Below are 24,114 nucleotides of genomic sequence, written 5' to 3'. Positions count from 1 at the left end.
AATATGATTTAAGTGACCCACCCCTACCTCGATGCGTCGAACCGCTCCCAGGAGGGGAATTAGATATTTTAAAAAAAATAGGTGAAAGTCACCCCTATAGTCCCCTCAAGGGGACATACAGTAAGAAGTAAAGATTTATAATGCTAAGCTCATTACCAGAATCATTTAGAAAACACGGCCTTCAGGCTGATGTGCGCACCTTGCTCACCTTGAGGAAGGCGATGCAGAGAGGCTTGGTCAAAACTTTAGGTGATCTCCACAATGTGCTTAAAGGGATTGTGGTTAAAGAACCCGCCGATATTGGACCATTTACCAAAGCGTACTACGAATATTTCCTGCACGTGCCTATCGCTCCGGGGCAGACATTAGAAGATGCCATTTTGAGGTCCGAAACCTTTAAAAAATGGAAGACCCAATACATCGATGAAGCTGATAAAGACATTGACCTCACCGAAGAAGATTTAGTCAACACATTTTTGGATCAGGTGCACCTGACCTCTTATGATATCAAAGAAGTCATCAATGGCAAGGAGATCTGGGACAAAGACAACCCCGACCTGGAAGATGAGGATCCGCAGGATATCGATGGAGAACCGGCCGAACGGGTGCTGGATAAAATGGCCGACTATTCCGACCTGACGCTGGAAGAGCTTTTGGAGCGCATGGAGAAGGTCAAAGATCAACAGCGCACGAAGCACAGTGGTGGTAGTCACTGGATCGGTACCGGGGGCATCTCGCCGTACGGACATGGTGGCGCGGCGAAGAACGGAATCCGAGTAGGTGGACAAGGTGGCGGACGCATGGCCCGAAAAGTGATGGGTGATAAGAACTACTTCCCTATCGATCGGGATGCGATCCTGAATGACAACAATGTGGATGCTGCATTAGCTTCCATCAAAGGGGTAGTTGAAGAAAGTGCCATCGAAAAGCTGGATGTACCCCATACGATCAAATCCGGACTAAAGCGAGGTGGGTTATTCATCCCCGAGCTAAAAAGTGAAAAAAATGAGGAGCTGAAGATCATTGTCCTGATAGACAATGGTGGCTACTCCATGGCACCATATGTCCGCACCGTGCAGCAGCTTTTCAGAAAGATGAAGACACGCTTTGCCCATGATCTGGAGGTATTTTATTTCCACAACACTATTTATGATCGGGTGTGGATAGACGAGCGAAGATCGACTTACATTTCCGTGGAGAAGCTGCTGAAGTACAACAAAGACTACCGAGTGTTCTTTATCGGTGATTCGGCGATGGCTCCCTATGAGTTAAGCTCACTGAGTATTCAAAACATTCAGGCCATTGTGAAGAAATTCAAAAAGTCCGTCTGGCTCAATCCTGAGCCTCTTAAGTACTGGCCCGGCACCTACACCATCCAGGTAATGAAAGAGCTCGTACCGATGTTCCCACTCACCCCTCACGGCATTGAGCGTGCCGTACGAGAGATGAATAAAAAGAGTACCGAGGGCTGACTTCATCAGCAACCCTCTTTTTCAGAAAACGGTATATTTGAATAGTCATTAGAAGCACACAATAATCTGCGATTTGCACGGGTTTGTGTATGTTATAATGTTGTTTAGCCTCCAACATTGCCAGAAATGCAGACTCCAGAAATTCTTAAGAACGCACTCTCGAATATTAGAAAGGTTTCGCAAGCTGAGATAACTGAGGATAATTTTCAAAGGAACATTGCTGAACTCAAAGCAATTCTCTTTCAACTGAAAGATTCATTTTCAACCACAGAACAACTTAATCAGGCAGAAGATATAATCTCATATCGAGTAATTTCTCAAAGAGAACCTTTAGAGCGATTTTTTATTAGACACTTCGGAACTTTGAACAAACACACTTGGCCTATTATGAACTGGAACAAGAAGGGAAAATACGTATATGATCTGGACATCATTGAACTCAAACTCGCTGGCTTAATTCATAAAATCGAACAAGAATGAAAGAGATTAATGGGAACAAATTTTTTTTGCGGTTCTTAGCAATTTGTGACCTCATAACATTTCTAAATGTTGCGAAGCTTTTATGGAATTATATCACCACCATTTTTTCAGGCTTTTGGTTCATCAACATTATTACGATCACCCTCATTTTATCACTACTGGCAACAGCATATTTTAATTTCTATAATCCAAGACTGGGAATCAAGATTTATTACTTTCAGTTTCCGTTTCGATTTGCATTTGTCATTATGACCTTCGGATTCCTAACATTTCTGAACAGATTAACAAGCAACGATATATCTCAAACTCTGATTTTCATCGCTATGGGATTGGAACTATTAAGACTTGTTTTCAGCATCCTAACTCATAGGTATATTAACAGCCAAGAAGTCAGAGGCTAACAGTCGCTAGCACGAATGCGCCAACTGCCATTTTACAGACTTCAGTGCAAACATACCATGAATCAGCCGCTGGGAAAGGTCAGTACTTTCTACTGGCTGCATCTCGCAGGATTTTTTCATCTTTCTGAACGCAGTGCATTCTGATACTTTGGAAGCACCGGCAGATTCATTAGTTTTATCGGAACTTGCCAAGCTCGGGGCGCACTCCTGCTAGCTTGGCGTAACCAATCTCGACGAATGAAAAATCCCATTTTATATTGCCTAATTCTGACGCTATTTTCAAACTGTACCAGTCAAACTAAAACAGAAGCAAAACAACTCTATAATGAAGAATTTAAATGGTCAATAATTATTCCTGAAGATTTCAACGGTGTTAGTCCTTCTGACTGGAAAAAAATGCAGAATAAGGGGGCTAATGCAATTGAGGACACTTACGGAGAAGAGGTAATTAATCAAGCGAAAATAATATTTGTCTTTAAGAGTGGAGACTTAAATTATTTCGAATCGAACCAACAGCCTTTTGATGAGAGTATTGACGGTGATTATCTTGAATCATGGGGTGGTGTAAACGAAGTGCTTTATGAAACTTTTAAAGCTCAGATGCCAGGAACAAAGCTCGACTCATCGACTTATACCACAGATATCAGTGGCCTAACTTTCTACACATTCAAAATGAAAATAGACTATCCAAACGGATTAACGTTGAACACGTTGATGTATAGTCGACTTTTTGATGAAAAAGAGTTCTCGGTCAATATTATGTACATGGATGAAGAGCTTGGAGAACGGATGATTCAATCATGGGAAAGTTCAACGTTTAAATAACTACTGGTTATAACACGATGATGGCGCATGGCCATACTTCGCCATCTGCAAATTGTCTGCAAGACATCTCGCTTATCTCCCCCCCAGCTAGTCCAAGTTTGTCGATGCACTGGTTCGGATTTTTAACTCGGACCTTAACAAAACTTCGACTGGTGGGAAAGGTGGATTGGAGATTGATTTTATTTTGAACAATGAGGCACGAAATATAAGCTCGCATCAGCGATAGGGCGACTAACACGAGACTAGAATGCTTGCCTAAGCCGGTTTGTAATTCAGCTTTCTTATTGAAATTCTTTTTATGTTTACAAAGGAGGCATCATGAAAAATCCATTCATCATTTTATCCTTAATCCTATTTTCATCCATGCTTATGGCACAGGAAACCATCCAAGAGGCCAAGGTTCAATTTACCCTTCCAGAAAAATGGTCGTTGATACAAAAAGGAGGCACATTTGATGACGGGCTGATCCAGTATTTTTATCGCAGAGAGCCAGTTCCCACACCAGAGGGGACGGAAGCGTACCCTGCTGCGATTTTCATCTTGGACCGGGTGAAAGGTAGAACCCTGGATGATTTTATCGCAGAAGACCGACGGTATGAAAAAGGTGGCAGAATGGCTAAAGGTGAATTTGAGCCTACCATAGATGTAAAAGTTGCCGGATTGGATGCCAAACTGATCAAAGTCAAAATAGAAGATAGCGGCTATCGTCTGCGAACCTTATTCTATTATTTTTTCAATAACGATGTAGCAGTTAAACTGGTCCTCAACACTATCAGAGATCCAAATCCTGCTCTTGAAGAACAGGAGGCGATTGTGAAAAGTCTTAGTGTGATTGACACTAATTGATATAACTCCTCTGGCACAAGCATCCGCTTGTCCCCATGTTTTTTATCTGCTGTTCCCCCTAGCCTCGGTTCCTCAGCCCTTGTTGGTGTTGTCACCAACAAGAAGCCCATTCATCCCACACTTTAGACCTTTTGGAAAGTTTGAAACTTTCCAAAAGGTCGTTTCAACACAATACTTGAAAATTCCGGCTCAAGGCCAGAATGACGTTCTCGTTTTATCCTCGATTAGACAGGCCAATCACAGCCTCAATCGAAAACCAAAAACCGGCAATCCGCTCTGTTCAAAATCCAGATCCTTTGATCGCTTGAATCCCATCTTTTCGTACATGCCCCATGCCACCTTCATGGATTCCGTGGTGTGGATCACCATCTGTTCCCGTTGCTCCTTCCGTGCTTTTTCAAGACATGCTTCTGTGAGCTTCTTCCCCACTCCCAGTCCACGGGCCCTGGAACTAACAGCTAGCAGTCGAAATCCTGCGGCATTCTTTTCCTGGGTGGCCGTACCTCCCGATCCATAGTCTTTCATATTTCCTACATACACCACAGCGCCCACCATCTCTTCCTCCTGCTTCGCAACCAGCAATGATACACTTTCCTTACTTGTAAACTCACCAATATTCGCAAGCATGTCATAGTAGGCTGGCTGTTCCTCAGGAGATGGAAAGCCATCAAGGTTTGAATACACTTCTACCATCAATTGCCCTATTGCATCATAGTCATCAGGATGCGCTTCAATAATTTTTAATGCCATTTGAATTACGTTTTGAGAGAAGGTATGCTAGCCCAAGTGTAGTAAAAAACGAAAAACTGCTGTAAATGATCGCTACCAAAACCACATCTGGATTTTGGATGATCTGGGAGCCAATGAAAATGGCAAGGGCACTGTTTTGCAATCCCATCTCAATAGCAATGGTGTATCGTCCATCGTGATTGATCCGAAATTGTCCGGCCACCCAATACCCGATGAGGATCGTTCCCAGGTTTAACAGCAGAAGCGGGACCGCAATCACCATTTTTTCCCATATGGATCGTCCGCTCTCGCCTCCTATTGAGTCCAGCCCAACAATCAGAAAGACAACCAGTAAAGTTGCTGGAAGGACGAACCTTAAATATGGTTTTAGCTGATCAGCAAACGCTGTAAAATAATGGCGAATCAACAAACCAATCAGTACCGGAACGATGACAGTCGCACCAACATTCGTGAATGTATCCCAAAAGGAAAGTGGTACTTTCTGGTTACTATTCATAAATAACTCCATGCTTCCACTCGTGATCAGTGGAATGGTGAAAAGAATCATAAAGCTGTTAAAGGCCGTCAGTGAGATAGAGAGCGCCACCCTTCCATTCAGCATGTGAGTCACCAGGTTAGAGGCCGTTCCTCCCGGGCAGGCGGCAATCAACACAATACCTACTTTATACGCCGGAGCTATATCCCACATAAAGACAATCAAAAAACCAACTATTGGTAGCATGATCAGCTGTAAGGCCAGCCCTGTCAGAATTGCTTTCGGTTCAACAAAAACCCGTTTGAAACTATTAAAGGTGAGATTAAGCCCAATCCCCCACATGATGATAGCGATGGCTATCGGAATCAGAAATTCTTGTATTGCTGCCATCTAATATACCTGAGGCCAGAGTAAATAGATGGTCATGATGCAGATGATGAAATACGTAGTAAGTGTGGCAGCTCCTGCATAGTCTTGTGCTATTCGCTGACCAAAAAACAAAGCCAGAATAGAGAGTGTAGAAAGTTGAGCACCAATCAATCCTATCTGGGCGCTATCTTCAAAAATGAGAAAGTAAATACCAGCAGCACACAATACACCAGAGGCTACTTCAAGCAATGTGATGAGAGGTATCATCAGACCTGTTACATGCTTCAAGGGGCTATTTGCAAAATGGCCGGAAAGCCACTCTTTGTTGCCTTTGTAGTTAAATACCTTGTCCAGACCGGACTGTAGAAATAAAATGGCCAGAAAAGCCAGGCATAAAACGGGTGCAGATAACAGAATCGTTTTCATCGGCTGATTTTTTTAGCCAATTTAACATTTTCCTAAAAGCCTAGAAATAACGAGGTGTCACAATCTTGGATTTCGAGAAGACCAATCGGTAGTTAAGCATGAACTCATGAGATCCTGAATTGACCTGCCCCAGGTCAGTGGTGGTATAATCGTAAGCATATCCAAATTTCAGTTGTGGATTTACCTGCAAATCGAAAAGGAAGCTAATAGAATCAAATGAACGATAGGATAATCCAAACCACACCCGGTCATTGATAATCAGGTTCGCATTGACATCCATCTCCAAAGGGGCTCCCGATACTGACTTGATTAGACCACTTGGCTTCAGTTTTAGCACTGGAGATAAATCAAAAACGTAACCGGCAGTGATGAATAGATGCCTGATCTGCTCTGACTCAATATCTGAATTATCGATGGAGTTTATGGAGTTATTCAATATGACCGGAATAGAGGCACCTGCATAGAATCGATCGGTTGAATAGAAAAGACCAGCTCCAAAATTTGGCATGGTTTCACTTAGGTTAGATTGTAATCCCGGATCGTTGATACCTAAATCACCATAATTGATACTGCTGGAACGAAAACCTCCCTGGATACCCATCGATAGCGTTCCCTTTGACATTTGCATCATATAGGCGTAGGACAAAAACAACGTATTTTGTTCGGTCACACCAAGCTCATCATGTGCAAAAAAGGCTCCCAGTCCGATATTTTTTTCCGGGATAGGCGAATGAACGGAAAATGTCTGAGTACGCGGTGCACCATCTATGCCTACCCACTGGATTCTGGCTAATGCCGTGGCACTAATGGACTCATGGCTCCCTGCATAGGCAGGGTTGATAGCCAACCCATTAAACATATACTGTGTATACATCGGCTGCTGCTGCGCCAGTGCAACTACACTAGCAAAAAATAAAAAGCAAGCAAATATTTTTTTCACTGTCATTCAATTTCACTTCAAAGAAAGCGTGTCACTTTCATCCTTAATAATCATTTCGATCGTGCCCATGAGTTATCCGTTAAACCACCTGATTCCTTGGGTGGTGATTATCTGTTGACCACCACAAAACCACTCACTGGCTTACTTCCATCACCCAGGTTGATCAGGTAATAGTAGGTGCCATCAGGAACAATCTTCTCTCCATAGCTTACACCCTGAGTCACCTCACTGGACCATACCCTTGATTGGTTGTCGTACCCATCGATTTCAAACACCTTATTGCCCCATCTATTATAGATCTGCACATTGTTGTTCGGGTATAGCTCGATATCATTGATGTAGAAGAAATCATTGATTCCATCACCATTCGGAGTAAATCCTTTTCTAGGTGTCACCTTCTCACATACGTCAGTATCCCGGTAATTCGGTATACCGTCTTCGTCGCAATCATCGTTGGTGAGGTCACCATCTTCGTTAGTATCCTCATCTTCATCCAAAACACCATCACCATCGGTATCGCAAGGGTCGGAATCCTGGAAGTTTGGAATACCATCTTCATCACAGTCGTCATTGTATGGATTGCCATCGCCATCTGAATCCTCTTCTTCGTCATCCAGACCGTCACCATCCGTATCGCACGGATCAGGATCCTGGAAATTTGGAACACCATCCTCATCACAATCGTCATTATACGGATTGCCGTCACCGTCTGTATCTTCATCATCATCTAAGATGCCGTCACCATCCGTGTCACATGGATCAGTATCTAAGTAATTAGGAGTCCCGTCTTCATCACAGTCATCTTTGGTAGGATCACCATCACCATCTGTATCCTCATCGTCATCCAGTATCCCATCGTCATCTGTGTCACAAGTATCTGAATCCTGGAAGTTTGGTATTCCATCTTCATCGCAATCATCATTGTATGGATCACCATCGCCATCCGTATCTTCCTCTTCATCATTAAATCCATCACCATCGGTATCACATGGATCCGTATCCTGGAAATTTGGTATTCCATCTTCATCACAATCATCATTGTATGGATTACCATCACCATCGGAATCTTCATCATCATCTAAGATGCCATCGCCATCCGTATCACATGGATCAATATCTAAATAGTTTGGCGTTCCATCCTCGTCACAGTCATCATTCGTTAGATCGCCATCACCATCGGTATCTTCATCTTCATCCAGGATGCCATCACCATCAGTATCACATACATCCGGATCCTGGAAGTTGGGAATGGTGTCTCCATCACAATCATCGTTGTAAGGATTACCATCACCATCGGAATCTTCTTCTTCATCGTTCAAACCGTCTCCATCCGTATCACATGGGTCTGGATCCTGATAATTTGGAATCGTATCTCCGTCACAATCATCATTCGTAGGATCTCCATCTCCTCCTATGTCTTCATCCTCCGTTTTTATTCCATCTCCATCATCATCGTCATCCAGGTAATCTGGAGTGCCGTCTCCATCCTGGTCGTCATTGGTCGGGTCACCATCGCCATCGGTATCTTCATCTACATCGGGTACGCCATCACCGTCACTATCTCCGGATAAAATGGTTAGTTCCAATGTTGTTACATCTGCAGAGCTATTTCCAGCTGCATCAGTGCTAGTGACAGTCACCTCATTTGATCCGTTTGTGTTGGGAGCAAATACCCCGCTTACTGGCACATCAACTTCGGTATCGATGCTCCAATTGCCACCTCCATCAGCAATAACCGAATAGGTTGCACCTCCTACCGTCACTTCCACTGTGCTACCTGCCTCAGCCGTTCCGGTCAGAACCGGGGTGGTATCAACAGTGATTTGGGAATTAACAGTTGGAATTGCCGGAGCTACTGTATCTACGATCAGTTCATCAGTGGTAACATCATTTGTAGTGTTTCCTGCAGCATCGGTAGATGTTACGCTTATCTCATATGTTCCATCATTCAGATCTGAAAACGGACCACCTGCTGTTGGCGTATCTGTCTCTGTATTGATACTCCAGTTTCCACTGCCATCTGCAATAGTTTCAAACGTCACACCATTTACTACGACCGTAACTGTAGTTCCAGCTTCAGCTGTACCTTCAAGAACAGGTGACTGATCACTTGTTGTTTGGCTTGTAATTGTTGGTATTGAAGGTGGAGTCAAGTCAATCTCTAATTCGTTGGTTGTAGCATCAGAGGTGCTATTGCCTGCTGCATCTGTTGATGTAACGCTCACATCGTAAGTACCTTCTGATAAGGGATTAAATGGCCCTCCTGCTGTTGGCGTATCTGCTTCTGTATTGATACTCCAATTACCACTACCATCCGCAGTGGTCTCAAATGTCACACCATCTATTACCACCGTTACTGTGCTGCCCGGTTCTGCTGTGCCAGTAATCACCGGAGTGGTGTCGTTGGAAGAATCTATATCAATGGTTGGAGTAGCTGGTGGTGTTGTGTCGATCGTTAATTCATTGGTCGTGCCATCTGAGACCGTGTTCCCTGCCGCATCCGTGATCGTTGCTGTCACCGGATAGGTCCCTTCGCTTAGCGCCGCTATACCTGTCAAGTCCAACGACCAGGTGTCACCACTGTTCGTTAGCTCCGCATCCGTGCCTAGCGTGTAGGTTACCCCATCGACAGTTACAGAGAACACATCCGCATCTGAAGAGTCAAACGTGCCAGTTAGCGTTGGATTCGTGTTGGTCGTCTGGCTCACTACTGTTGGAGTAGCCGGGGGAACGTCATCATACACCGTGGAAACCTGAGTAGCTGCTGTGTTCATATTTCCTGCAATATCCTGAGCCGTTCCAGCTGCTACATCCACCGTGATATCACCTGCTCCATTCGGAGTGACATCAACTGTATACGTTTGATCATTGACCTTTACAAAATTTGATGCTGATCCATTGCCTATAGCCACATCGGTAATATCAAATCCAAAAACATCCTCATCAAAAGTGATCGTAACCGTATAAGAATCCGTATTGTTAACGATTGAAGGTTGTCCAGAAATAGTCACATCTGGACTTGTCACGTCAATGGTTAATTCGCCACTGGTTGTGTCCGGGGTAGTACCTCCTCCCCCATCATCAATTACTGCATCTACGTCATATGTTCCATCTGTAGCAATCACACCTCCGGGCAGTGCCAGCGACCAGGTGGTTCCACTTATAGTCAACTCAGGATCAACTCCGAGCTCGTAGGTTTGACCATTCACCGTCACAAAAAGTGTCTCTCCTACTTCCAGTGCTGCTGAACCGGTGATCGTAGGTGTCAATGTATTCGTTGTTTGTGCTACTACTGTAGGTTCAGCTGGTGGGTTTAGCTCTATGGTAATCGTAGTTATATCTGAGCACAAACCTCCAAAAGAATAAGTAATATCATATGTCCCTACAATTGAGGCAGAAAGGTCGATTGTCCCGTCTGTAGGATTGATGGTTACTTCGCCTGGGGCTGAGAAATCACCTCCGGTAAACCCGATGATTTGAGGTGTCGGATCACTACCAGTCGTATAGTAGGTAGGTGAATCATACTGAATGGTTGTGTTGCTCACACATGTTTCTGTAATATCATTTTCACCTAACTCTGTTGGATCGCCATCTCCATCCGGATCCGGATCCAGTCCATCCGTAGAGAAGTCTTGCCCATCCGGGTTGCTTCCATCATTTGGTCCAACATCTTTGATAGACACTACTGCCTGGTTTTGATAAGTTGGGGCCGTCGCAGAGGTCATATCTATCCTCACCACAAATCGGATGGTAACAGTTGATGAGACTTCAATTTTTGTCTCAGTAGATGTTAGTAACATTTGAGTTACCGCATCACCATCAAAGGTAGGATTCAATCCTCCCTGAGAGAACGAGCCGCTGATGACCGTTGGTGCGGTTTGTAAAGAAGCGGTTGCTCCAGATGGAAGTCCGCTCGTAATATCTTCTATTATTTGAAGGTTGTCCGCATCATTGGATGAACTGAAATTCTCCACCACAAGATCATAGGTAACATCGAAAATGGAACCGGTCACATTGTCGACAGACACTTCATTTTTTGCAATTCCCACATCAGCAGGGCATAATTCAATGTCCAATGAAAACGACTGCTCTGAAGATTGACATCCTGCAATGGTACCTGCAGCGGTATATTGCCCCGGACTGTTTACCGAGATGCTTGCATTGGTTTCACCATTCAACTTTATACCATCTCTGTACCACTGATAAGAATCAAAACCAGCGGCTGTAAGAACCACCGGAAGGTTTTCCGGAATACATGTGGTGGCATTATAGCCGTTAGGGGTTTCAACAACTGGTGCTGTAGTAAAACCGGAGAAAAAGCCAGCAGCTCCGTAGTTATCAAAGGCATTGGCCAGAGCAACTCTGATAGGTCGTGGACTCTCAACGGTTACATCTCCACTTAACACGATATTGGAGGGTCCCAAATCCTTTATTTTATACGTCACATAGTCTGAGTTTCCAGTTACCGATTGTGCTTCGGAAGTGATATCATAGGTGGTACCACCCATGGTAACCTCTACAGTTTCACCTGTTTCTGCAATTATCTGTAATACTCCTGCTCCCAGCTGAGTAACATCAGATATATCTACGTTGGTACCTCCCAAACATACAATTGGAGGAATGAAATTCATTCCTTGTTGTCGCTCGTTGTAGAATGCGTCCCCTCCGGGATCTTCTCCATTCAACCCCTGATATACATACACAGGTTGGTTGGATTGGATAAGCATGTTGTTATTGGCGGTGTAGTCAGAAGTGGTAAATCTGTGGTAATCCCCTGCATTCACAATGATCGGAGTTGTGCTACCGTTCAAGAACACCTCAGTGTTGTCTACAGAAGATACAACGATCACATTTTCACTACTTTCCCCTTCTCCCTTTACCAGGATGTACTCAAAGCCTGTTTCTTCCAGTGAAGCGATCTGGTCCATGCCGATATCTCTTCCCGCCTGCGTACTTCCAGAATTATCAAGTGGAGGAGATCCACCCAACCATGATCCTGTATTTACAGCAATTGGCTTATCGGAGGTAATTCTTGTACCGTTTACATCGTTGAGGTTTGCAGTGCCATTCGAATTACCGGGACCGTCGGTGGAGCTATTGGCAAAAGCGGCCAACACGTATGATTCACCAGCATTGAGTGTCACAGGAATAGATCCTGAATCCTCAGTCGCCTGGGATACACCTTCAAAATCAACATCGTCAAAATCCGAAATAGTAATATTCGTGTTGTCTTCGGTGGCCATGAAACTGATAATATGGGCTTTATTGGCCGCTGAAGCGTTAACATTATAGAGGTGGCCTGATCTAAACTCTGTACCTAAACCCGCGGTTCCTTTGGAAGTAAGTGAAGCAGCCTGTGCGCCTGCTAACACTCTAATACTTGCAAAAAAGGCTTTGTTGGCGCTTAGTATTAGCCCTTCACCGGTACTCACAGCCGTTGCAAGATTTGCTGCTGGAATCAGGAATTCCGTTCCTGTCCCTGTACCAAGGTTAATAGATGCTGGTGAAGTCCTGCTTATTGGTTGGGTGTATAGTAGATTACCGGCCCCATCTGTAATAGTCACATCAAATGATGTAGTCTGAGGTGTACTTAGTAGCAACCACACTCCGTCAGTCGCTGCATTCGCTCGCGCATACATGGGTGGGATAAAGTGTTTTGTGTCAAGCTGAGCTGCCGCTTCTTGAGAAATAAAAACACTAAGAATCAATAGGATAAGTAACGTAATTCTCTTCATGCAAATACCACAATTCGTCAATTAGAATAAAAAGGAAACCCAAAGATCGTCCTGTGGTTTTGAGGAATATTAATTACTCGATGAGCAAGAAGAATAGGCCATGAACAGGCCGTATTTCTCGATTAAGAAAATTAGATCAATTTGACTTTAAATCAACGATAACAAACTCAGTTCTACGATTTTGTTGATGCTGATCTTCAGTACAACTCTCACATTCTACTGCAGGTATAGATTCCCCTTTTCCTGTTGGCTGTAGTCGTTCCGGATTCATGCCTTTTTCCACCAGATAATCAAATGCAGCATTGGCTCTACGCTGTGATAACCGGAGATTGTATTCTCTGCCTCCTTGCAAGTCGGTATGAGAAAATAGCCCTATTATCAAGCGTGGGAACTTATCCATGATACCTAATAGTTTATCAAGCTCTTCTTCACCGGCAACCCGTAATGTTGACTCATCAAAATCATAATAGATGGGCTGGATGTTGAGGGTATCTCCTACACCCAAATTGGCTCCATTAGCTGAAGCATTTCCTGAAACAGCTGTCAAAAAATCTGTCAATGGAGAGGGTAGATCAACAGGGAATGTATCTATCGGACTTAAGTAGACCTTCACCTCATATTCGCTTTGATTCTCAACGATTTTTATCTGATGAGAGTCTGCTTTTTCAAATGTGTACTTCACTCCGGCAATATCCCATGTGCCAGGATCAATGTCTGCTACCTGAAAGGTTCCATCCTCACCTGCTCGCCTGTAAATCAGCCGGTCGTCAGATGTCACAAATACATCAGCACCAGGTAACGGCTCATTTGATTCAGAATGAAGGACAATGCCATTCAATTGGTAGTAATCTCTTTCAAAGTAGTAGATGTCGTCTTTAAGGGAATCGATGCGAGCAGATGTAAAGTACCCGGACCTAAAATTGTCGTTAGACACTAAACCAAAATCATCTTTACTGCTGTTGATTGGGTACCCGATGTTATTAACCTTGACGATATCAAATGTCCGGCTAAGGTTGGCTTCAAAAATATCCAGTCCGCCTAGTCCTCCCCGTCCATCAGAGGCATAATACAGGTTAGCAGCAACCAGCGAAGGAAACATTTCTTTTCCGGCTGTATTGACTTTTTCGCCCAAATTTTTAGGTTCAGACCACTTATCTCCTTCTTTGAAAACAATGTATAAATCAGACTGTCCTAAACCACCCGCCATATCTGAGGAAAAGATCAGAACCGTCCCATCCTCATTGATGGCAGGATGACCAACGGAGTAATCATCACTATTGTAGTCGAAAGGTTGGATATTGGTCCATCCACCATTTCCATCACTTTCAGCAAAAAAGAGTTTCAGCCTGGTAACACCCTCACTATCTTTTTTTAATCTTCTCCCATCAATGTTATTACGAGTAAAAACTACTTTTTGCTCATTGTCATAAAAAGCCAATGGACCTTCGTGATATTTTGTCTGCATGTGATCGATAAATAGCTCTGCGCTTAGATCATTTTCTTTTACCTGATACAGATCAAGAAATCGAGATTCGTCCCAATTGAAGTTTGTTTTTATCCACTCATTTCCGGAAGGTCTGGAAGATGCAAAGACTACCCCATCCTGATAGATGGCAGGACTAAAATCCAGTCCGGGAGAGTTGAATGGCATCCGTTTAATTTCAAATTTTGAGCTATCCGAAAAGAAGGTATGGATATTTTTCAACGCCTCAATCTTCTCTGCTGCTCTGGGATCATCCAGTGCCTTTTCCTGATAAATCCCATACCATTTTTTGGCTTCATCATACTTGCCATTGGAGGCAAGTGCTTGCGCATAATGGTAGCTGAATTCCGTAGGTGCATCAGGGCTTGCAACTACTTTTGATAAATAGTTCTCGGCCTGCTCTGTATCATTCATATTTTGGTAGCAGAGTCCTAATTGTTGCAAAATGTACAAGCTGTCATCCGCTGACTCCAGACTGGATTTGTATAGTTCAGCAGCTTTCGCATATGAGTACTTCTCGAAGGCATCATCAGCAGCCTTTGTGGTACTAAAGGTGATGGTTTGAGCACCAATGTTGTGCACCATTGCAAGGCATATTGCTATAAATAAATATCTCATTTTCAACATTGAATTATGCGTTGATTTTTTCCATTGCTTCATTGATCTTAGCCCTACGAAGCGCTCTCTTTTTTAGAAATCCTGATAGCCTTATTTCTACCGGAAGCAGCACTAATGCAAGCAAGAGGTTTGTTCCAACCTGAAGTATTGGTGTTTCTCCGGTAAATGACTCTAAGTAGGGCTCTACTTCTGTATGGATATATTCGAAGATGATGAACAGGGTAACGTATACCATCAATCTCGTTACAAACTGTGATTTGATTCTGGAAGAAAGAACCAAGGTCATGTACATAAACAACAGGAAAAAACCTATTTGCACTAGATAAAACCACCACATCCTCCAGTAGGGTGGCGTAATTGTAAAGGTGATACTGGCATAGTCCGAATCGTTCCACAACTCCGGGTGATCCGATTCTTTCACCTTAAAAGTGTAAGTGCCAGGATCCAGATTGGTATAGGTTGCACTGTTGGACTTATTGATCTGAGACCAGGTTTTATCATATCCTTCAAGGGTATATTGATAATAAATGGCATTCGGATTTCTTAAGTTGATAGATACAAAGTCAAATGAAAGGTGGTTATCATCATGACTAAACCTTAGATCTGAAGGCAGGATATTGTCTAGCTTGTTTGCTTGGGTATGTTCCAATAGATCCACTTCCTGAAAGAAGAGTCGAATATCCTTAATATGCGTTTCGCGCTTGATTATTCTAAAATTGAAATGGGGAAGGTTGACCTTTGTAATACCAAAAGGATTTCCAAAGAAAACATTACCATGTGTATCTTTTACTACGGAATTGAGCTCAGATTCCGTTTCGCCCAGCTCACTGGGATGACTGAAAATTCGAACCAGATTATAATCAGGCTGTATGAGGCTAATGCCTAGTCTATGACCCACCCATACCTGGCCTATATTATCTACCATCGCCGCATTGCAAAAGTTTGACAGCAGTCCGTCTTTGGTAGTATATTGTTTGAAGTTTTCACCATCAAAGCTATAAATTCCAGAACCAGCTGTAGTGATCCAGATTTTACCGCTTGCGTCCTGAATAATGGAATTGATATCAAAAGCTGGAAAAACCTTATCCCTTGAAAGGAAGTCCATTTTTCCTCCTTTTCTCAAAACAGCTAAGCCTACCGCATGACTTCCAAACCAAACATTCCCTGCACGATCCGGGTAAATGGAAAAAATCTCATTATGATAAAATCCATTTCTTGTGTTGTAATGCTTAATGAGCTCCCCTTTGGCAGTCAAATGATACACGCCATTTCCTGCGGCTGACACCCATACATTACCGTCTAGATCCAACTGAATGTCGCGAATCAAATGTGCGTTAACAGGATCCAACGGATTAAGAAACACTTGCTCCAGCTTTTCATCCTCAATATTGATCTTAACAACCCCATTTCTTTTTGTTCCAGCCCAAATATCTTGTCCTAAGATGGCTAAAGAAGTGAAGGAATAGTTTTGAGTGTAAGGAATCTTCTCGAAGATCAGACTGTCCCTTTTTGGTTTATGATACACATGAACAATTCCTCGATCGGTCGCGAGTAGTAATTCATCTTCTTTGTAATTAGCAATGCTATGCACCCCTTGCACCCCAATAGTCTTATTTAACTCATAGTGATGGAAGTAAGCTCGGTTTAGCTGCACCAATCCACGTCCGAAGGTACCCACCCACACTTCATTCTCATTGTCTACATAGACCTCACCTATTTCATTACTTTCAAAGCCAGTGGACGTGTTGAAATAGGTCAGTGCTTCTACTTCACCCCTTTTCAAGTCCACCTCCACCAATCCATGGTTATAGGTACCAACCCACAATGTATTCAAGTCATCTTCTGCTATTGAGCTGATACGAACATGTGCAGGAAACCCTTCAACTAATTCGATTTCGTTCTGCTCAATTTGATATCTATAAAGGCCGTCATCAGTCCCAATCCAAAGCAGGTTAGGATTATCCTTATCCTGATACAAGGCTGTTGCATTGAGTCCTATTGTTCCTGTGGTGAACTGCGCAGGAACTAGCTCGTTATTTTTTATTCTGAATTCTACAACTCCCTCATTGGTAGCAACAAAAATTTTGTTTCCAACAACAACAAAATCATTACTTATAAGCTCATTCAGGATTGGTAATTGAAATCGCCTCACAGAATCCCCATCAATCATGACCATACCCTGGTTTCTTGTCAGCCCCCATAGAATATCTGATTCATCTACTTTTAACTGCTCTACACGATTAGGCAGGTCATCGCTTGAAAGCAATTTCCGGTATCTTCCATGCTCCACGATACTGATACCTCCATCAATATAGCCGAGGTAAACATGCCCATCCTTTGATATGGTAGAGGCAGTAATAATACTTTTGATTGTGCTGTCCTTCTTATTAAGATTCAGCATCTCCTGACCATCAAAACGGTAGAGCCCATCATCTGAACCTATCCATAAGAAACCGTCATCATCCTGAACGATCGTGTAGATAAACACACCATTGAAATCTCTGTCAGCATTATATAATACGGTAGTGAAATCACGTGGACCGGCATTTAAAAACAAAGTAACAGCAAGTCCAAAGCAGATAAAAAGGCCTCTTTTAATCATTATCATTGTCTTTATCTTTATATCGGACATTGAGCTTGTACTTGAACTTTGGAGGACCTCCTACTGGAACCGAAAAGAATGCAACAGCTTCATCGTATTGGTTGGTCACATAGCACACCATATCATTTCTGGAAGTGCGTCCTTTTACAATCTGAAGATCCACTGTCGTATTTTTCTCTTCATCAATGATTGGATGTTTGCTTCGTCCCCACTCTCTGTTTTTGCTTGGTGTAGCCCGGTGACGATTCTTAGCGATGGAGTATATGAGAATTGACCCTTCGAAATCAAAATCGAAGTTGTGCTGAGTGATTGAAACCACATCGTCCTCAATGAAAGGGTATAGATGAGCCACAGAGTTTTTCACTTCAGGTAGCCTAAATGAATACTCATAGGTAAATGCATTGGCTCCCTCTACTTCTTTATTTTCAAAATCTTTAGTGCTCAGAAAATACTTATAGAGATTCCCATCATTTCCTGCTATTCCTTCTGCAATGACCTTAAACACACGGCCATTCAATTGAGGAAAAGCTTCGCCCTCCATTGGGTTAAACGGACCGAATGTATACCACTTTCCATCATACCTTGCTTCAGACTGAAATAGCTTGGAAGCTAGCAGTGTTCCACTCTTAAATTTTCCAATAGGATCTATTTTTTTGGCGTCAGGTTCTGAATGGGCCCCCTTTCCTCCATACACACTAAACTTGACTCCTGTATCCCATTCACCGTTCGGCTCATCGTATTTTCCCCCAATATCAGGATCAAAAACACGGATATACACTGGCTTGGTGAATGATTCCGGTACGATAAAAAAGAATATCTGAGTATGATCATCATCTCCCCATCCTGGCTTACTATCAGCACCAAAGGTGACCAGATGTGTAATCTGCTCAAATTCGCTGGGTACCAGCTGACCAATTCCTTTTAAACTGACCAGGAAAAGAAGTGAGATTAAAACTAAATTTTTCATGTGCTTAGGGTATAATTATTGTCCAACCACAATTTCTTTGGATAGATAGATTTCCTCTCCCTGAAACTGAAACCGGGCCAATACTCTGACTTTGGTCTCGCGATTCATACTGGAAAGTATCTGACCAACTTCCCGGTTTTCCTGCCAGGACCAGAAAAAATCGACCGAATCAATTTTTGCCCCGGTGAGCATTGCCTCGAGAGTATATGTGTTTGAAATTTGTGATTGGCTTACTTTAAGTGCAACTGCCGGAAGTACTTGAACGGTTTCAGTAAATTCGTCATCAAAGCTCATTGAAGAAATTGGGTCGACGATTGAAAGTGTAGCCTGAAATTCGCCGATAGAATCATAGCAATGCTCCACAGTTATCCCGTATGCTTCATTACCATCTCCAAGGTCCCACTTGTAAATAAGATTACTGTTTTCTTTTTCTACTGATCCACTCAGATCCAGTATGATGCATTCTTTGTCTGCGAGTGCCGAAGGAAAATCTTGCGCTATCAGTAATCGGAAGCTGAGAGCGAAAAAAATTGCGACTAGTATTTTCATGGTTTTTCAACCACGAAAGTACATACATTGATTGCCCACCTATTGGACATTTCGATTAACGGCTATTGTGACCCGTTTGATCCCAGAGTTTATCGGTTTGAATAAATGACTGTTGTAAGTGTTAGATATTCATCACATCAACCAACCGCATCAGCTCATTGTTGATTGGCTTGGTTTTGCTAATGGCTAATTTGAAGCTGGTATAAACCACCTCATCATCAATGATTCCCGCCATCACATTTGACTTTCCATCTATCAGGCCTTCAACTGCAGCTAGTCCTAGTCTGGAAGCTAAAATACGATCCAGTGAGGTTGGTGATCCTCCTCTTTGTAAGTGACCTAATGTGGATACGCGAATATCCAACTTAGGAAGTTTTTTCATTACTTTGTTGGCGATTTCATGGGCATTGCCCTGCTCATCACCTTCTGCAACAATCACAATCGCCGATGTTTTTTCTTTATCTCTACCTTGATTTAAAGTATCAATTACGTCCTGAATCGTAGTGGAAGTTTCAGGTACCATGACCAACTCAGCCCCTCCACCAATTCCGCAATGGATAGCAATGTATCCTGAGTGCCTTCCCATCACTTCAATGAAGAATACCCGATCATGAGAGTTCGCAGTATCCCTGATTTTATCAATCGCTTCAAGCGCCGTGTTTACGGCCGTATCAAATCCAATGGTATAATCTGATCCGAAAAGGTCATTATCGATTGTGCCAGGAGCACCAACCGTTGGAATTCCATATTCCTCATAGAAAATATTTGCACCGGTGAATGTACCATCCCCACCTATTGCCACAAGTCCTTCGATTCCTTTAGCCTTCAGCTGCTCATACGCTTTTTTTCTTCCTTCCTTCGTCCTAAATTCCTCACTTCTGGCAGATTTCAGAATCGTGCCTCCTTTTTGTAAGATATTGCTTACGGAATAAGACTTCATCAGGTACATATCTCCATTAATAATTCCATTGTACCCGTACCTAATTCCATAGACATTAAGCCCAAGACTCAACCCAGAACGAACAACTGCCCGAACACAGGCATTCATCCCTGGTGCATCTCCTCCGGAAGTAAAAACTCCAATATTTTTCATTGTTTTCTAACTATTAATTCGCTCAAGCTGAGCCGTTTAGGTATTTCCAAACAAGACTGGATGCGCCTAATATAGGAGCATCATCGTCTTTAAGACCTGAGGGTTGCAGTTGTATTTTCTTATCTCTGAAAAGGGGCATTAGAAAATGCTCCATATTTTCTTGAGCAGGGGTAAAAATGTGGTCTCCTGCTTTGGATAAACCACCCAACAAAAATATAGCTTCAGGGTCTGTATGGACAACAAAATCAGATAATTTCATTCCTAAAACACGTCCCGTGTATTTAAAAGCTTCAATGGCGATTTTATCTCCTTTGGCAGCTGCTTCGGTAATGGTCTTTGTGCTCAAATCATCAAAACTGATGGAGCGAAGCATACTTGGATCGGTATAATCAGCAAGCAACTTGTAAACAGTTCTGCGGATGCCTGTTGCGCTCACATAGGTTTCCAGACAACCTCTCTTACCACAAGCGCAGTATCTTCCGTTAGCATTTACGAGTGTATGCCCCAACTCGCCGGCAAAACCGTGCTTCCCGTACACCAGATCACCATTGATTACGATCCCACTTCCAAGACCAGTACCCACAGTCAGGACCACAAAGTCCTTCATGTTTTTAGCCTTCCCATATACCATCTCACCCAAAGCTGCAGCATTGGCATCATTTGTAAGAACACATTTTAAACCAAACACTTTTTCCACTTCTTCGGCAAACTTCGAAACGCCTTTCCATGGTAAATTTGGAGGATTTACGATGGTTCCTTTGTAGTAATTAGCATTGGGTGCTCCTATTCCAACACCTATTACTTCATCGAGAGGGTGAATCTTCTCAATCTCTTTCTTAAGGCTCGCAATGAATGAAAAGTAGTCACCGAATTGCTGGGTTTTAATCCTTGATTGCACAAGTACGTTTCCCTCTCTATCGACTATTCCGAATTTGGAGTTGGTCCCTCCTATATCTATTCCTATGGCAAGTTTTTTACCCATACGATTATGCTTCTCCCTCTTTCATGAAGACTTCATCTCGGTCATCTACATTTAAACATAGTAAACCCGCAATGATCATAGAAGCTCCTCCCAGTATTATTGCATAAATAAACTCGCTTTCGAAAAATGTAGCAACCAGAAAACCAAGGATACTTGCTGCTACTATCTGCGGGATGACGATAAAAAAGTTGAAGATGCCCATATAATACCCCATCTTTTTTGGAGGTAATGAACCCGAAAGCATAGCGTATGGAATAGATAAAATACTTGCCCATGCTATCCCAACACCTACCATTGAACCAATAAGTCCATACGGACCAGGAGCAATATAGTAAAACAACAGCCCTAGACCTCCCGCCATAAGTGCAAGTAAATGAGTGATTTTCCGAGAAGTCTTTTTAGCGATAAAAACTAGAAGAAAGGCGGCCAATGCTGCAACTCCATTATAAGTAGCAAACATTATTCCTATCCAATCAGCTCCGTCATTATATTCTTCCCTAACACGAATCAAAGATTCTTCTGCCTCTTCCGAAAATTCAAATCCTCTTTCTTCGTCTAAAAAAAAGTTAGCCACATTGACATTAAGAGCTTCTCTTGAATTCTTGGCTTTTCCTAAAAAAAGATCAATTTCTTTTTTGACTAGTTCAATTTTAGTCTCCTCGTCTGTATTATTTACCCTCGAAACATAATCAACAAGCTCAGTTTCAAGAGTATCTACCAACTCTACATTTACCTTAGTATCATAAATATGTGATGTTACCGCTGATGTGCTATAAATCCACATGGCAAAAAGGGCAAACCATGAAAAGAACTGCACATATGCCAGCTGCACCATCGTCTTTGGCATGTTTTGAAAATCACGCACGATCTGAACAAATCCATTATGATACTTATTCCGCCCCATAAAAATGGCTCCAATCACATAGGAAAGCCCGAATAATCCGAAAATCCCACATAATACATAAAGTTGTGGATCGAATTCCTGAACGGTAAACCAGGAAGCGAGTGCTGCTCCTACAAACAAGAGTGCCAGACCTCTGGCCATGTATTGCCGTGGGCTAAACTTGATATTTAATGGACCTGGAGTTTTTGATTCTTTAATGTCTTCTTCAGATGGCGGATATTCTTTTGTGGTAAACACCGTCCACATGACGGCAACCAAAAAGGCGATCCCTCCCACGTAGAAGGACCACTTAACAGAATCCGGAATCTGACCCTCAGGAGCAGTATTGCTTACTCCAATCAAATTGGTGAAAATCCATGGAAGCGCCGAAGCTACCACAGCTCCAACGCCAATGAAAAAGCTCTGCATAGCGAACCCCTTCGTTCGCTGCTCAGGTGGAAGCATATCTCCAACAAATGCTCTGAAAGGCTCCATGCTGATATTGATGGAACCATCCATGATCCAAAGCATTCCTATTGCAATCCAAAGCGTTGGAGAGTTTGGCATGACGAAAAGCGCGATGGTAGCCAGAATAGCACCTATCGCAAAAAATGGACGTCTTCTCCCCCATCTTGGATGCCAGGTTCTGTCACTCAGATATCCAATGATTGGCTGCACAATCAAGCCCGTCACAGGTGCTGCCAGCCAGTAAAAAGCAAGGTTTTTGGTATCAGCTCCCAGCGTTTCAAATATTCTGCTCGTATTAGCATTCTGAAGGGCAAATCCAAACTGGATTCCAAGGAATCCAAAACTCATGTTCCATATCTGCCAAAAACTCAGCTTCGGCTTTTCTGAATTGAGAGAAATATTACTCATTGCCTGCCGATTTTGATCCTACAAAGTACTGATAGGGTTGTAGTTCAGTGATTGAAGCATTGATCTCCTCACCACTAAAGACATCTGAAAAATTCCAAGATTCAGGGATAGATACCGACTGAACTTCATTTGACAAATTGATGATCACATCTACCCGATTACCTTCTTTCTCTCGGGAATAGGCAATCACCATTGGGTTTCCTACATCAACAAACTCAGGCTCTCCACCGTACTCGCCATTGTGAAGTGCCGGATTACCCTTCTTCAAGTCAATAAGAGATGCATAGAAATCCTGATATTTCACATTATCCCATTCAATCGTGTCCTTTTCAAAAAATGCCAATCGCTCATCCAGTCCGGCTTCCTGACCACTGTAGATCAATGGCATGCCCTGCACAGTGAAGGCAAAAACAGCATACGCTTTATGTCCGTCTCCAAATCGTTCAAACACGGTACCATTCCATGAGTTTTCATCATGGTTGGTGGTAAAGTTCATTCTGATGGCATCTGAAGGATATCGCTCAAGATCTTTGTTGATGAATGAAACCAGTGAGTCTGCATTCCTTTGACCTTTCGCCACCTCATTCATGTAATGATGAAGACCCCAACCATAGGTCATATGAAATGCGTCCTCGTGCATTTTGGGCTCATCCCACTCTGCGAGCATAAATAAGTCTTTATCCACATCCAGTGAATCCTTTGCTCTGTTCCAAAATTCCATTGGGACAAAACCGGCCACATCACATCTATACCCATCGATATCTGCTTCTTTCACCCAAAACCGAAGTGCTTCGATCATGTCATTTTGCATGTCCATGTTATCATAGTTCAAATCAGCCACATCGGTCCAGTCTGTTCCCTCAGGCCAGGTCACGTTCCCTAATGAATCTGTGTTGTGATACCCCTCTATCTCAGTCCATGCATGATCAAACGCTGTATGATTGGCTACCCAGTCAAGGATTACTAACATGCCTCTTTTATGAGCTTCATCGACCATCCTTTTAAATTCATCCATGGTGCCAAACTCCGGATTTACTGCTGTATAATCTTGAATAGAGTAGTAGCTCCCCAATCCGCCCTTTCTATTTTTCTCACCGATTGGCTGTATCGGCATGATCCAAAGAATATCAACACCCAATTCTTCCAGCCGTGGAAGGTGCTCGGCAAACGCATTGAATGTGCCTTCTGGCGTATACTGACGCACATTCACCTCATAGATCACCATGTCTTTGGCTTGCTCAGGAAAGCCCGTGGTGGTCTCCGTTTGCTTCTCCTCACTTTTGGGTTGAGAGCAGGAAGCAATGAGTATTAACAAAAAAGTTAGGTTGGTTATGATCTTCAT

General features: G+C 42.9%; 17 protein-coding genes. 4 read left to right on the top strand and 13 right to left on the bottom strand.

The genetic code is table 11. From position 1 onward, the window contains the following. Positions 1-140: 140 nt before the first annotated feature. The 4 genes from ACP14Y_RS15330 (at position 141) to ACP14Y_RS15315 (ending at position 4,024) form a co-directional block, all read left to right on the top strand. Positions 141-1,472 carry a hypothetical protein gene (locus tag ACP14Y_RS15330; protein ID WP_424963808.1) on the top strand — a complete coding sequence of 444 codons (1,332 nt, stop codon included), beginning with the start codon at positions 141-143 and terminating at the stop codon, positions 1,470-1,472. 126 nt (positions 1,473-1,598) lie between these two features. Continuing rightward, the gene (locus tag ACP14Y_RS15325) at positions 1,599-1,952 is read left to right on the top strand and encodes a hypothetical protein (RefSeq protein WP_424963807.1); all 354 of its coding nucleotides are present in this window, start codon (positions 1,599-1,601) and stop codon (positions 1,950-1,952) included. 638 nt (positions 1,953-2,590) lie between these two features. Next, on the top strand, positions 2,591-3,178 hold the full coding sequence (locus ACP14Y_RS15320) for a hypothetical protein (RefSeq protein WP_424963806.1): 588 nt from the start codon (positions 2,591-2,593) through the stop codon (positions 3,176-3,178). A 318-nt stretch (positions 3,179-3,496) separates the two neighbouring features. Further along, complete coding sequence (locus tag ACP14Y_RS15315; RefSeq protein WP_424963805.1) at positions 3,497-4,024, top strand: hypothetical protein; 528 nt, start codon at positions 3,497-3,499, stop codon at positions 4,022-4,024. A 237-nt stretch (positions 4,025-4,261) separates the two neighbouring features. Here ACP14Y_RS15315 and ACP14Y_RS15310 read toward each other — a convergent pair whose 3' ends face one another. From ACP14Y_RS15310 to ACP14Y_RS15250, 13 genes are all read right to left on the bottom strand, one after another. Continuing rightward, positions 4,262-4,774: a GNAT family N-acetyltransferase gene (locus ACP14Y_RS15310; RefSeq protein ID WP_424963804.1), complete on the bottom strand. Its 513-nt coding sequence runs from the start codon at positions 4,772-4,774 to the stop codon at positions 4,262-4,264. After that, positions 4,755-5,639 (bottom strand): bile acid:sodium symporter family protein, encoded by an 885-nt coding sequence (locus tag ACP14Y_RS15305; RefSeq protein WP_424963803.1) that lies wholly within the window; start codon positions 5,637-5,639, stop codon positions 4,755-4,757. Before ACP14Y_RS15305 ends, ACP14Y_RS15310 begins: the two co-directional genes overlap by 20 nt. Then, a complete protein-coding gene (locus ACP14Y_RS15300) occupies positions 5,640-6,044 on the bottom strand; it encodes a DoxX family membrane protein (RefSeq protein ID WP_424963802.1) in 405 nt (134 codons plus the stop codon). A gap of 40 nt (positions 6,045-6,084) precedes the next feature. After that, positions 6,085-6,984 (bottom strand): PorP/SprF family type IX secretion system membrane protein, encoded by a 900-nt coding sequence (locus tag ACP14Y_RS15295; protein ID WP_424963801.1) that lies wholly within the window; start codon positions 6,982-6,984, stop codon positions 6,085-6,087. A gap of 107 nt (positions 6,985-7,091) precedes the next feature. Next, a complete protein-coding gene (locus tag ACP14Y_RS15290) occupies positions 7,092-12,719 on the bottom strand; it encodes an Ig-like domain-containing protein (RefSeq protein WP_424963800.1) in 5,628 nt (1,875 codons plus the stop codon). A gap of 136 nt (positions 12,720-12,855) precedes the next feature. Beyond that, complete coding sequence (locus tag ACP14Y_RS15285) at positions 12,856-14,820, bottom strand: OmpA family protein (RefSeq protein WP_424963799.1); 1,965 nt, start codon at positions 14,818-14,820, stop codon at positions 12,856-12,858. Between the two features lie 13 nt (positions 14,821-14,833). Further along, positions 14,834-17,422: a ligand-binding sensor domain-containing protein gene (locus tag ACP14Y_RS15280; protein ID WP_424963798.1), complete on the bottom strand. Its 2,589-nt coding sequence runs from the start codon at positions 17,420-17,422 to the stop codon at positions 14,834-14,836. Then, complete coding sequence (locus ACP14Y_RS15275; RefSeq protein WP_424963797.1) at positions 17,415-18,389, bottom strand: hypothetical protein; 975 nt, start codon at positions 18,387-18,389, stop codon at positions 17,415-17,417. The genes ACP14Y_RS15280 and ACP14Y_RS15275 overlap by 8 nt, the downstream gene beginning before the upstream one ends. A 15-nt stretch (positions 18,390-18,404) precedes the next feature. After that, entirely contained in the window at positions 18,405-18,938 is a 534-nt protein-coding gene (locus tag ACP14Y_RS15270; RefSeq protein ID WP_424963796.1) for a PKD domain-containing protein, read from the bottom strand. 121 nt (positions 18,939-19,059) lie between these two features. Next, positions 19,060-20,031 carry a 6-phosphofructokinase gene (gene pfkA / locus ACP14Y_RS15265; RefSeq protein WP_424963794.1) on the bottom strand — a complete coding sequence of 324 codons (972 nt, stop codon included), beginning with the start codon at positions 20,029-20,031 and terminating at the stop codon, positions 19,060-19,062. Positions 20,032-20,053: 22 nt separating this feature from the next. Further along, entirely contained in the window at positions 20,054-21,013 is a 960-nt protein-coding gene (locus tag ACP14Y_RS15260; protein WP_424963793.1) for an ROK family protein, read from the bottom strand. 4 nt (positions 21,014-21,017) lie between these two features. After that, positions 21,018-22,772: an MFS transporter gene (locus ACP14Y_RS15255; protein WP_424963792.1), complete on the bottom strand. Its 1,755-nt coding sequence runs from the start codon at positions 22,770-22,772 to the stop codon at positions 21,018-21,020. Continuing rightward, positions 22,765-24,114 carry an alpha-amylase family glycosyl hydrolase gene (locus ACP14Y_RS15250; protein ID WP_424963791.1) on the bottom strand — a complete coding sequence of 450 codons (1,350 nt, stop codon included), beginning with the start codon at positions 24,112-24,114 and terminating at the stop codon, positions 22,765-22,767. The genes ACP14Y_RS15255 and ACP14Y_RS15250 overlap by 8 nt, the downstream gene beginning before the upstream one ends.

This window comes from Ekhidna sp. (assembly GCF_965247405.1).
In the GTDB taxonomy this organism is placed as follows: domain Bacteria; phylum Bacteroidota; class Bacteroidia; order Cytophagales; family Cyclobacteriaceae; genus Ekhidna.
This window is presented reverse-complemented; position numbering and strand designations above follow the sequence as displayed.

What these genes read in the sequence shown, in the direction of transcription:
- ACP14Y_RS15260 (WP_424963793.1), bottom strand. Translation starts at nt 21,013, where the DNA reads ATGGGTAAAAAACTTGCCATAGGAATAGATATAGGAGGGACCAACTCC.
- ACP14Y_RS15255 (WP_424963792.1), bottom strand. Translation starts at nt 22,772, where the DNA reads ATGAGTAATATTTCTCTCAATTCAGAAAAGCCGAAGCTGAGTTTTTGG.
- pfkA (WP_424963794.1), bottom strand. Translation starts at nt 20,031, where the DNA reads ATGAAAAATATTGGAGTTTTTACTTCCGGAGGAGATGCACCAGGGATG.
- ACP14Y_RS15290 (WP_424963800.1), bottom strand. Translation starts at nt 12,719, where the DNA reads ATGAAGAGAATTACGTTACTTATCCTATTGATTCTTAGTGTTTTTATT.
- ACP14Y_RS15320 (WP_424963806.1), top strand. Translation starts at nt 2,591, where the DNA reads ATGAAAAATCCCATTTTATATTGCCTAATTCTGACGCTATTTTCAAAC.
- ACP14Y_RS15275 (WP_424963797.1), bottom strand. Translation starts at nt 18,389, where the DNA reads ATGAAAAATTTAGTTTTAATCTCACTTCTTTTCCTGGTCAGTTTAAAA.
- ACP14Y_RS15325 (WP_424963807.1), top strand. Translation starts at nt 1,599, where the DNA reads ATGCAGACTCCAGAAATTCTTAAGAACGCACTCTCGAATATTAGAAAG.
- ACP14Y_RS15310 (WP_424963804.1), bottom strand. Translation starts at nt 4,774, where the DNA reads ATGGCATTAAAAATTATTGAAGCGCATCCTGATGACTATGATGCAATA.
- ACP14Y_RS15305 (WP_424963803.1), bottom strand. Translation starts at nt 5,639, where the DNA reads ATGGCAGCAATACAAGAATTTCTGATTCCGATAGCCATCGCTATCATC.
- ACP14Y_RS15300 (WP_424963802.1), bottom strand. Translation starts at nt 6,044, where the DNA reads ATGAAAACGATTCTGTTATCTGCACCCGTTTTATGCCTGGCTTTTCTG.
- ACP14Y_RS15250 (WP_424963791.1), bottom strand. Translation starts at nt 24,114, where the DNA reads ATGAAGATCATAACCAACCTAACTTTTTTGTTAATACTCATTGCTTCC.
- ACP14Y_RS15315 (WP_424963805.1), top strand. Translation starts at nt 3,497, where the DNA reads ATGAAAAATCCATTCATCATTTTATCCTTAATCCTATTTTCATCCATG.
- ACP14Y_RS15285 (WP_424963799.1), bottom strand. Translation starts at nt 14,820, where the DNA reads ATGAGATATTTATTTATAGCAATATGCCTTGCAATGGTGCACAACATT.
- ACP14Y_RS15270 (WP_424963796.1), bottom strand. Translation starts at nt 18,938, where the DNA reads ATGAAAATACTAGTCGCAATTTTTTTCGCTCTCAGCTTCCGATTACTG.
- ACP14Y_RS15280 (WP_424963798.1), bottom strand. Translation starts at nt 17,422, where the DNA reads ATGATTAAAAGAGGCCTTTTTATCTGCTTTGGACTTGCTGTTACTTTG.
- ACP14Y_RS15330 (WP_424963808.1), top strand. Translation starts at nt 141, where the DNA reads ATGCTAAGCTCATTACCAGAATCATTTAGAAAACACGGCCTTCAGGCT.